At 47.6% G+C, this 9845-nt stretch carries 6 protein-coding genes; all 6 read right to left on the reverse strand.

The annotated features are described in order from the left end of the window. Positions 1-47: 47 nt before the first annotated feature. The gene (locus RYO92_RS08580) at positions 48-2435 is read right to left on the reverse strand and encodes a glycosyltransferase family 2 protein (protein WP_315370126.1); all 2388 of its coding nucleotides are present in this window, start codon (positions 2433-2435) and stop codon (positions 48-50) included. A 6-nt stretch (positions 2436-2441) separates the two neighbouring features. After that, positions 2442-3419 carry a glycosyltransferase family 2 protein gene (locus RYO92_RS08585; RefSeq protein WP_315370127.1) on the reverse strand — a complete coding sequence of 326 codons (978 nt, stop codon included), beginning with the start codon at positions 3417-3419 and terminating at the stop codon, positions 2442-2444. Positions 3420-3463: 44 nt separating this feature from the next. Then, positions 3464-4663 carry an alcohol dehydrogenase catalytic domain-containing protein gene (locus RYO92_RS08590; protein ID WP_308579208.1) on the reverse strand — a complete coding sequence of 400 codons (1200 nt, stop codon included), beginning with the start codon at positions 4661-4663 and terminating at the stop codon, positions 3464-3466. Positions 4664-4814: 151 nt separating this feature from the next. Beyond that, positions 4815-6137: a methyltransferase domain-containing protein gene (locus RYO92_RS08595; protein WP_315370128.1), complete on the reverse strand. Its 1323-nt coding sequence runs from the start codon at positions 6135-6137 to the stop codon at positions 4815-4817. A gap of 123 nt (positions 6138-6260) precedes the next feature. Then, on the reverse strand, positions 6261-7364 hold the full coding sequence (locus tag RYO92_RS08600; protein ID WP_315370129.1) for an NAD-dependent epimerase/dehydratase family protein: 1104 nt from the start codon (positions 7362-7364) through the stop codon (positions 6261-6263). A gap of 91 nt (positions 7365-7455) precedes the next feature. Next, positions 7456-9639, reverse strand: a complete 2184-nt coding sequence (locus RYO92_RS08605) for a thiamine pyrophosphate-binding protein (protein WP_315370130.1) — start codon at positions 9637-9639, stop codon at positions 7456-7458. Positions 9640-9845: the final 206 nt, after the last annotated feature.

Genomic DNA, 9845 nt, shown 5'->3' on the forward strand with positions numbered 1-9845 from the left:
CATTCAGCGTCTTTTTGAAAGAGGATAGCCTGAAGAATCGTATCCTCTTACACAACATCCTTCAGTATCTCCAAAGGAAATGGCTCTCCCACCTTCTCTACAGAAAGGTCTCTTAGCGTAAAGTTTGACTTCCTAAGAGTCAGTGCCGGGTTATAGTAGGGATCTCCCTGTCTCAAAATCTCCGGCCAATGCTTTGCCAGGCAAACAATCTCTCCGTTGAAACGCTTTACCTTCTCCGGATTGTCCTCCAGACCTCTGGACTTGGACTCATAGTGGGTAAATAAAGCATAGGGGGTATAAACCACCCGCTTTCCAAGGGCACGAATCTTCAAGCAAAAATCCACATCATTAAAGGCTACCGCAAGCTCTTCTCGGAAGCCCCCTACCTTATCAAAGAGGGATTTCTTGGTCATTAAAACGGCGGCAGTTACCGCTGTATAGTTTTGAATGCAAGCCGCCCTATGCATATAGCTGTTTTCCGTTTCGTGGGTACCGATAAAGGTGGCTCCTGCAATACCGCCAAAGCCCATCACCACACCGGCGTGCTGAATCATTTTATCCGGGTAGAGAAGCCTTGCACCGCAGATTCCGATTTCCTCCTGCTGCACAAACTGGAGCATTTCCTCCACGGAATCCGCCTTTAAGCACTCAATGTCATTATTCATAAAGAGCAGGTACTCCCCGTGGGCAAAGCTTACCCCGAAGTTATTGATGGCGGAGTAGTTAAACTCTCTTTCCCAGCGCACCACCCGTACCGCCTTCTTTTGGAAATCTCCGTATCGTGCCGGGAATTCCTCCTGAATCTTTTCATAGTAGGCAAATGTCTTTTCCTCTACGGAATTGTTCTCCACCACAATCACTTCCAGGTAAGGATAGCTTCCGGCAAAGAGGGAGCGAATGGCCAGATCCAAATCCTCGCTATGGTCCTTACTGGGGATAATCACGGAAATAAGAGGAAGCTCCCCATCCTTTTTCTCCAAGGCATAGTAGCAATGATAGTAGCCGTAGGTAATGCCCCGCTCCACCTTTTCAATGGGAAGCCCCAGGCGCTTCGCATGGTCAAAAACCGCCCGTTCTCCGGCAGTAAAGGCATAGAGCTTTGCCTCCGGATTCTGGGCTGTGGAAAGCTGGTGAGAACGCCAATGATAGAGCACCTTCCTGATATGGATAATGGTGGAAGAGGTGAAGAGCGCCTCTTCCTGCGCCTTTTTCTCCTCGTCGCTAAGGCCTGCCGTCTTTTCTCTTCTTTCCGCTTCCTCACATAAACGTAAAATCAGGTCATAGTCCTGGGCACCGTCATATTCCTTTTGCTCGTAAATCTTCTCTCCCTCTTCTCCCTCCTTCGCTACCGCCTCCAGCAAAGAACGCTTCGTAATCAATAAATGGCAGAAATAATTTACACTACGGAGAAGCTCCGGACTGTAGTCCGGCTTAAAGTGAGGTTCAAAATAGTAGGCGGAAGCAAAGTCAATCTTGTCCTCATCACTGTAGAGAAGCTCCGCCTTGGGATGCTCCTTGATGGTTTTTGCAATGGTATATAAGGCATCTTCCGTAAGCTCATCATCATGGTCGGAGAAAATGATGAAATCTCCCTTGGCCATGGCAATGGCGGCATTGGTATTCCCGGAAATACCCAGATTCTTGGGAAGTACGGAAAAACGCACTCTGCTGTCCTTCTCCTGATACTCCTGTAAAACCGAAACCGGGGACTTTTCTCCATTTTCCAAAGTATCCCCGGAAAGCTCGGAAGCATCCGCAAGACAAATTTCAAAATGGGGATAGGTCTGGGATAAAATGCTGTCCAGCAGTCTTCGTAAGAATGCTTCCTTCGGACGATAGACCGGAATTACAATGGAAAAAAGCAGGGGATTCTCCCAAACTTCCGCCCTTTGCCGTGAAAGTTCTTCCGCTCCGGTCTTCTCTTTTTTGTACCATTCGTTATAGTCGTAATCCTGCTCGATGCTCTTTAGCTTCCGCACACTCTTATGCCAAAGGGCGGAAAGACCGCCCTTTTTCAGGGTATCCTTCACTGCCTCCACGGTTTCCCATTGGAAAAGAGCCAGGAACTTCTCCATCTTCTTGTGGGCATGGGAGTTAAAGGACTCGATTTTTTTATCATCAAAGCTAAAACGACGAAGCTGCTGATCCACCTGAATCAAAAGCTCCACCCTCTCGCCTTTAGAAAGCGCATAGGGAGTGTCTAAAGAAAAGCCCAGCTTCCTCTTAATTTTCTTCCCGTTTTCCTCCTCGTACTTGGGAAAATAGGCTTCATTTACGGTTTCCCGCTCCACTTCCTCATAGGTAAATTCTCTCTTTTCCCCGCCCTTTCCCTGGATGGACAGTTTCACCGGGGTCTCCGGGTCTCTTCCGAAGGCCCAGCCCTGAATATGCAGTTTTCCTTCTCTAACTAAGGCAATATCAATCTTTGCTCTCATTTTCTCTTACACCTCTTCCGAAGAACTTTCATCCTGCCCCGGCTGTTCCGAAAAATTCAGCCGTTCTTCCTCCACCACCAACGGTCTCTTCATGACCCTTTGGTTAATGGATAAAATATACTCTCCCAAAAGGCCGATAAAAAATATCTGCACAGAGCCCAGGAAAAGCATTCCTATCAGCATAGGGGCCATACCGGCGGGGAAACGATCCCACCAGATCAACTTCATAATCAAATACAGTAAGCCAAAGAGCATGGAAAGGCCGGCGCAGATTCCCCCGAAAAATACCGCAATTCGAAGTCCCACCTTGGTATAGCTGGTAAAGCTCAGCATGGCTGCATCATACAGGGTATAGAAGTTGTTATGGGTAACCCCGGCCCGACGCTTGGGTTGAGTATAGGGAATATCCTTTCTTCTGTATCCAAGCTCCGCCACAATCCCCCGTAAGAAGGGGGTGGGATCGTCCAAGGATTTCATCACGGAAATAAAGCCCTGATCGTAAAGACCGAAGCCGGTAAACTGACTGATTTGATCCACGGAAGACATTTTTCGAATCAGCTTATAGTACAGGCTCCGAAGGGCGTACATGATTTTTGACTCGTTGCTTTCGGTCTTAACCCCGATTACAATGCGGTAGCCCTCCTCCCAGGCATGAACGAAGTGGGGAATCATTTCCACCGGATCCTGGAAATCCGCCGCCATCAAAATAGTGGCATCTCCCGTACTTTGCAGCATGGCATAGTAGGGGGAATTAAATTGGCCGAAATTCTTAGCATTAAAAATCGCCTTAATCCCCTTATCCAGCTTGCAAAGCCCCCGAATTTTCTCTCTGGTTTTATCGGAGGAATCATTGTCGATAAAAAGAATTTCGTATTGATACTCCGGAAGCTGCTCCTTAAAGCAGAGCCTGAGAGCATTGGCCAAGGGAACTACATTTTCCTCTTCGTTATAACAGGGAACAACGATACTAATGGTTTTTTTCAAAAGAAACCTCTTTCTAAAATGCCCGTTCTGCTTAGGGGCATCTTCTAAATTTCCATATATACAGCCACCTTAATGGCTCTTCTTTCCTTCATATCATAGAGGGCATCCGGAATTTTGTCCATGCCGTGATAGCGCTTTGTAAGGAAAATGCTTGGATGGAAGCCGGATTCCTGCACCTTCTCCAATACCCATTCCAAATGCTTTCTGCCCCCCTTGGAAAGGGAAAAGCGTAGAGTCTTTCCGGCCATGCCCTTTCCTAAGGAAAATTTCGGAAGCAACAGTCCGTCTATGGCCTTCTTCCGCTTTTTCTTTTCTCCCAGAGAAAGCTCCATATCCTGCCCCGCCATTTCCAAGGCTTCCACATCCTCCTCGGAGCCGAAGTAGGCTACATTGCTGACAATGCCGGTGCCATATTTTACCATGTCCAGGGCCTGCGCCAGGGCATACTCATCTCCACCGCAGATGAGAACCTTATCCACGCCCTTTCCTTCCGTTTCCTCCCAGATGGCATTGACAATAGGGGAATGGGTGGAGTTTGCTAGAGGGTGCTTATCCTTAGGGAGAGTAGCCTTACAAGTCTTATAGTCCAGCACCACTACCGGGCAGCTTTCCGAAGAAAGGCTTTCCGCCAACCTTTTGCTGTCCTCCCGGCTTCCCACTGCAAAAATCTTCTTGGCACCCATAAGCTTTGCGGCAAAGACAGCCCCAAGGCCGATAGCTCCTATTCCCAGTACACAAACCGTATCCCCTTCCTTAACTTCCGCTTCCTCCGCAGCGGTAAAGCCGGTTTGCAAAACATCCACAGAAAGGAGGGCATCCTCCAAATCCATGCCCTTTGGGATTTTCCCAAGGTTTTGATCTGCATGGGGAAGGTAAAAGCACTCCTGAAAGGCTCCGTCAATGGATTTTCCCAAGCTATGGGCGGAAAAGGGATACCCCGCATGGGCTTCATTTTCCAAAACCTCAGGACTCCCCCAATCCGGAGTAATGGCGGAAATCGCCACAATCTCCCCCTCGGAAAAGTCCTTCACCTCCCTCCCTTTTTTCAGGATTCTGCCAATGCACTCATGGCCCAGGGTAAGGTCTTTTCTTTTTGGAGAGCCCTGCCAAATGGTATGCACATCACTGGTACAGGGGCTCACTAAGACAGGGGTAATCAATACCCCATGCTCTTCTAAAAGCTTAGGCTCTTCCTTTTCGATAAAGGAGACTTTCCCTCTCCCCTCCAGTACAAAGGCTTTCATTCGCATTTCCTTTCTATAACTTATTACTGCTTACTATTACTTACTATTACTTTTCCTACTGCATACAGCTCGTTGTTTCTTGCTCTTTCTTGTCGGCGTTTATCCTATAGCTTCCGTCTATCAGGGGGGCAAATCATCCTGAAAAGACAGTCTATAATTCCTCTATCTTCTCTCCCCTTAAGGCCAAAACCCTGGGGCAGGGGCGTAAATCTCTTCGAATAATTCCGGCAATTTCCTCCGTATAGCCTGGCGCCACAATCAAAATCTCCTCCACAGGCTCCTTTTGAAAATGGCTCTTATCCACAATGGGAAGGTGGGAGGCAGGGCTGTATTTTCCCTGCTTAAAGGGAGCGGAATCAATGATATAAGCCACTTCCTCCTGTAATGCTGTGGTGGATAGGAGGGTTAAGCCCTGGTGGCTGGCACCCCACACCGCCATTTTCTCCCCCTTCTTCCTAAGACCTTCCAAATGCTTCTTTATGTCTTCTTGGATAGCCTTCTCATTTTCCAAAATCGGCTTAATATCCACCTTCTGTCCCAATGAGCGGAAGGTGGTACAGCTTTCCTTTTCCCTCTTTTCCAAGAGAAACTCTATGGTATCCCGGTTGATAACCCTGCTTTCCACCAGGGAAAAGCCCTGATCCTGTACCAGACTCAAAAGACTTTCCTCGCTGTAGTTGGCAATATGGTCTCTAAGTAACTCATAGTAGGAACGATGGTCCAAAATATACTGAAAGCTGGGAACGGTGAGGAGAAAATACCCCCCCATCTTCAAATGCGCATAGGCAAAGGAGAGCATTTCCCCGGGATTCGGCTGATGCTCTAAAAAGTTAAACTGCACCATAGCATCTAACAGCCCCTCTACCGGACGGGTTTTTCCACTTTGCAAATGCTTTCCTTCCATATTTTTCAGTTCAAATCCTGCTTCCGGAAAGCCCTGATACAGGGAAAGCCCTGCTGCCTGCCCCTTTTCCACCAGCTCCTTTTTATGCTCAATCCCCAGCACATAGGGTTCAAGCTTTTGGCTTCTTTTTGCACCTATACTTAAACTTGTGCCAAAAGCTGTATCAGGACTTGTAACGGAGTTTACATCAGAACTTGTGTCGGCTCCACTTTCCACACCGGACCACATGGCCAGAAACTCTCCTGCTCCTGCTCCCAGTTCTAAAATCAAAGGTTTCTTTTCTTTCTTTTTTGCCAAAAAAGAGAGAAGCTTTTGATACTCTTCCTCCCTCAGGTCTTTCATAGTGCTGCTGCCACCCCCGGCCCGAATCACATCCTTGTAATAGGGAACCGCTTCCGTATCAAATTGCACAAGACCGCAGGACCTGCATTGGCAAAGGGAAAGATCCATCCCCTTCTCCGTAGCCAGCTCTTCCCTTGTGGGAAATTCCTGGACAGACTTAGGCATATTATGAAAAACAGCCAGCTCCTCCAAATTTTCTCCACAGGCTAAACATTTTTTCTCTGCCATGCTTTCCCTCTTTTCTATATACTCTTCTATATACGCTTCTATAATACTTTTCTATATTCTTTTCTATATTCTTTTCTATATTCTTTTCTACATATTTTTCTATATAGTTTTTTATATAGTTTTCTATACTCTCTTCTGATAAAAGTGTTGATACAGCTCTTCTATTCCCTGCTGAAAGGAGATTTTCTCCAAAAATCCTCTATCGTATAAGTCTTTTATAGAAGGCTTTAAATCCACAGGCCCCTCCGCATTGGAAGCCCGCTCTCCGAATCGAAGAAGAGAGGAGGACGTGCTCAAAGTCTTCCCTTCTTTCTTTTCTAAAAATGCCTTGCCAAGACTCTCTATTTCCAAAACATAGTCCTTTAAAGGGCGACTATCCTGACTGCAAAGGTCATATGTACCGCTTCCGAAGCCTCCCTCCAGCAGGAAGGCTATGGCTCTAGCCAAGTCCCTTGCCTCCATAAAGTTCCACATTTGACTGCATGGGCTTAAATCCATGGACTGACCTGCCAGTACCGCCTGCACCAGAGTATGTACCAAAGTCGTCTCATGGTCGCCTACGCCATAGACGGAAAAGATCCGAAGGTCTAAGAACTTCATCGGATTCTCTTGTTCCGCCTCTTCCGTATCATCGAAAGACCTAAAGCATTGTTTCGGAAAAGCGGAGTCTTCTATCGCTCTGCCACCGGAAAGTCCGTAGCGGGAAAAGCTAAGCTTTGCCTTCCCATAGGCACTCACCGGCTCCGGATTTTCCCTTGTGCCTCTGCCGTATTCCGCCTGAGAGCCTGCAAAGAGAAAGTACTTCACACCGTTTTGAAGCCCCCATTGGTAAAAGCCCTTACTCATCAAAAGGTTTTGTTCCTGAATCTCCGGATTTTCTCTTCCCTTGGAGCCTACACCGTCCCAGGCAAAGTGGATAATGGCATTCAAGTCGTTTGGTACTAGAGACGCTAAAGCAAAGCCATTCTGGGAGAAGGCAGCTTCCCGGGAGAAACGGTCTTCTTGTTTCCTGATGCCTTCTGCCAAAGCAAGTTCCCCTTCCTCTGCATAGGAGGAAAATGCCTTCATATCAACGGAAATGAGCTGAAGCCCCCTAAGGGACTCCAGCTTCTCTCTATTTTTACTCTCTTTTCGAACAATGCCATAGACCTGATGGCCTTGGGAAAGCAGTTCCTTTGCGGTATAAATCCCCAGAAAACTGCTTACCCCACTGATTAATATCTTCACAAAACTCCCTTATTGCTTGATTGTTTCCGCTTGAAAATGCTTTGCATCTTCCTTTAAAAATACTTTGCATCTTCCTTTGAAAATGCTTCCCTTATTTCTTTCTGGGATAGAGCATCAGCATTTCCATTTCCTCCTCCGGAAGGAAGGGCGCCATATCCTCAAGAGGCGGGCTAAAGAGATTGCCCTCCGCATCTCTCTTGGCACTGGATTTTGGCAGGAACTGCTGCTCCATACTGACAAACACTTCACAAATCACAGGACCGTTCTGTCCTAAAGTCTTTTCAATCCCTTGCTCAAGCTCCGCATTTTCCTTGATGGAAACGTAGGGATAGCCGTAGGCATGGGCCAGCTTTTCCAAATTCGGGAAGGAGAGGTCACAGCCCTCCACACCGGAGTCCACACCGATTCCCACCAGGGGCTTTCCGAAGAAGCTGTTCTGGGTCTGGCGAATGGAGTGGTAGCCTCCATTGTTTACCACGAAAATCTTAATGGGCATCTGATGATGGATAATGGTTTGCAATTCCTGCAAATTCATCTGAATAGAGCCATCTCCGGTCATTAAGAGAATATCCTTCCCTTGGTACGGAGGGTAAATTTCTCCCTTGCCCTTCCAATAAGGATCCTCAGAAAGACGCTTTTTCTCTTCCTGGGTAAAATCCACTACGCCGTAGTAGGCACCGATAGCCGCCGGCAATCCGTAACCCATGGAAGCCACACCGTCCTGACTGATAAAGCGGGTTCCCTTTTTGATGATATAACTCTGTCCGCCGGCAACACAGGGAGAACCGTTCCCCACTACGGTAATCTGGTCTTCTAAAGCTCTCTCGGAAAGCTTTTCCACAAGGGCGTAGACATTGGTCAGCTCCCCTTTCCGCTCCTCCAGATACTCCGGAAGCACGGTGGGATAGTTTGCCTGATAAAAACGGATGGTATCAAGCCAACTTAGCTTCTCATCCTGCTTTTCTGCCAAAATCTTTCCTGCCGCATCTTCCCGCACAAAGCCTTTCGCCTTTTCTCTGGAAATGCCCTTTCCGCCGGCAAAAAGAGGAAGCTTTTCTTCCTGCTTCAATAAATGCAGTAAAGCCTCTAGGAGAGCCTTGGCATCTCCATGAAGGGGAAGGTCACAGTGTACGGAGGGCTTTGCAATCTCTTCCAAATCAATGTCATTTTGCATCACGTAGGCTTTAGGTGCCCACTCCCAAAAGCTGTATCCTACCTGACGAATATTTAAACGGGAGCCAATGCTTAAAATCACATCCGCATTCTGCACCGCCAGATTTCCCGGGCGGTCTCCTCTTCCTCCGGGACGGCCTGCATTTAAGGGATGGGTAGTGGGGAAAATGTCCGGAGCATTCCAGCCTAAAACTACAGGAATTCCCAGCTTTTCCGCACATTCTAAGAACAAGCCCTCCGCTCCCGCAATACGAACACCATTTCCGGTATAGAAGATGGGATGCTCACTACCTCGAATCTTCTCTAAAACTTCCTTTGCCAGAGGAAGGAAATCCTGCCAGTTCTGAATCCCGGTCTTTTCCTTCTTCTCTGTTTTGTCCTCTTCCAGGATATGCGGATTCTTCTCAGAAGATAAAGCCTTTAAAAGAGCTTCTTTCTCCGCATCCGACGCAAAATACTTTCTAAGGGTGGTGGCAGTCTCCGGATGGGAATCCTTCACCCTTCCGTCTGCCCAGCCGTCTCCTCCTGCTGTATAGCTTTCCGGGGAGAAGCCCAGCAAATCCTCTTCCTCCACCATAAATCCCTGCACGTCCACAGGAACGTCCAGCCAACATGGTCCCGGACGTCCGGTCTGGCAAAGATAAATCGCCTTTTCAATGGCATAACGCACCCGATAAGGGTCAATCAGCATCTCGCTGTATTTACACATGCAGGATACGGATTGCAGAATATCAAATTCCTGGTCTCCCATGGCTCTAAGAGCTCTTCCGGACCAACGGGCGGTATTGTCGTGACGCACCTGACCGGATAGCACCAGCATAGGAATGGAGTCCAAATACGCTCCTACCACGCCGGTGATGGCATTGGTGCCGCCGGGGCCGGAAGTCACACACACAATGCCCGGCACATTATGGATTCTGGCATAGCTTTCCGCCGCCATGGCACAAGCCTGCTCATGGTGCTGGTATAAGGTCTTGATTCCCTTATGGTGTCCTAAGGCATCATTCAGGTGCATTGCCCCTCCGCCAACCACAGAGAAATTTCTGCTCAGTCCCATGGAATAACATTTTTGGGCAATGTAGTCTGCTACACGAATCTTCATCTCCTGCTTCCTCCTGCTCTTGTTTACATTTCATACCTTACCTACACTTTGTAAGCCGGTTCTTCTTTGCGCCATACTTATTTTACCAGTTATTCTATTCTTTAGAAGTTTTCTGTTCTTTACAAGCTTTTCTTTATAAGCTTTTCTTTACAAGCTTTTCTTTACAAGCTTTTCTTTACAAGCTTTTCTTTACAAGCTTTTCTTTA

Source organism: Oribacterium sinus (genome assembly GCF_963553175.1).
GTDB lineage: Bacteria > Bacillota > Clostridia > Lachnospirales > Lachnospiraceae > Oribacterium > Oribacterium sinus_B.